Annotated in this window: 1 protein-coding gene; it reads left to right on the top strand. The window is 68.4% G+C overall.

The genetic code is table 11. The features are described 5' to 3' along the window. Positions 1-1366, top strand: a 1366-nt coding sequence (locus tag IVB42_RS04230) for a DUF1522 domain-containing protein (RefSeq protein ID WP_247456527.1), incomplete at both ends; no start/stop codon positions are given.

The following is a 1366-nucleotide window of genomic DNA, read 5'->3' as shown; positions in this document are numbered from 1 at the left end:
GCCAACGGCGTGCAGGTGCTGCAGGCCGCCAACACCGGCATCACCTCGCTGCAGAAGCTGATCGACAGCGCGAAGTCGATCGCCAACCAGGCGCTGCAGACCACCGTCGGTTACTCCACTAAGTCCAACGTCTCGGCCACGATCTCGGGTGCAACCTCTGCCGACCTGCGCGGCACGACTTCCTTCGCCAGCACGGTTGCCACTAGCAACGTGCTGTATGACGGCACGGCGGGCGGCACGCACGCGGCGACCTCGGCGATCACCCTGGGCGCGACCCAGGGCGTCAACACCGGTGCGACTGCAACGGCTGGTGACGGCACGACGGCTCTCTCCGCTGGCATCACCCTGATCGCGAGCGGTGCGGCGACGGCGACCGGCCTGGTCGGCACCGCCCAGCCGGCCGACGGCGACACGGTCACCGTCAACGGCAAGACCATCACGTTCCGTGCCGGCGCTGCTCCTGCCGCCACTGCTGTTCCCAGCGGCTCGGGCTTCAGCGGCAACATCGTCACCGACGGCAGCGGCAACTCGACAGTCTATCTCGGCACCAGCGGTACCCCGGCTGCGACCGTGGGCGACCTCGCCACCGCGATCGATCTCGCCAGCGGCGTCAAGGTTGCGACCATCAGCGCCGGTGCGGCCACCATCAGCACGAGCGCTGGTGCGACGCCATCGGACGTCGGCACCACGACGGCCAGCAAGGTCACGCTGCGCAGCTCGACCGGTGCCGATCTCAGCGTCACCGGCAAGGCGGACTTGCTCAAGGCCCTCGGCCTGAGCTCGGCCGTCGGCGGCGGCAACGCGACGGTGAACGTGGCCCGCACCACCAGCGCGGCCTCGCTCGGTCAGTTGATCCAGGACGGCTCGACGCTGAATGTTGACGGACACGTCATCAGCTTCAAGAACGCCCCGGTTCCGGGCTCCGCGGGTGCTCCGGCCATTCCGTCCGGCTTCGGCAAGAGCGGCAACGTCATCACCGACGGCGCCGGCAACTCGACGGTCTATCTGCAGGCTGGTACCATCGGTGACGTCCTGAATGCGATCGATCTTGCCACCGGCGTTCAGTCCGCCAGCATTGCCGCCAACGGCACTGCGACGCTGTCGACCGCCTCGGGCCAGACCAACTCGTCGATCAACGCGTCGGGCCAGCTCAAGCTGTCCACCGGCGTCAACGCCGACCTGTCGATCACCGGCACCGGCAATGCGCTGAACTCGCTCGGCTTCGCCGGCAACACCGGCACCGCGACCGCTTTCACCGCGGCCCGCACCTCCGGCGTCGGCGGCATCAGCGGCAAGACCTTGACCTTCTCCTCCTTCAACGGCGGCACGGCGGTCAATGTCACCTTCGGCGACGGCACCAACGGCA

Origin of the sequence: Bradyrhizobium sp. 45 (assembly GCF_023073155.1) — a bacterium.
GTDB classification, from domain to species: domain Bacteria; phylum Pseudomonadota; class Alphaproteobacteria; order Rhizobiales; family Xanthobacteraceae; genus Bradyrhizobium; species Bradyrhizobium canariense_D.
The sequence above is the reverse complement of the archived record's forward strand: the minus strand, read 5'-3'. Positions and strand labels throughout refer to the sequence as shown.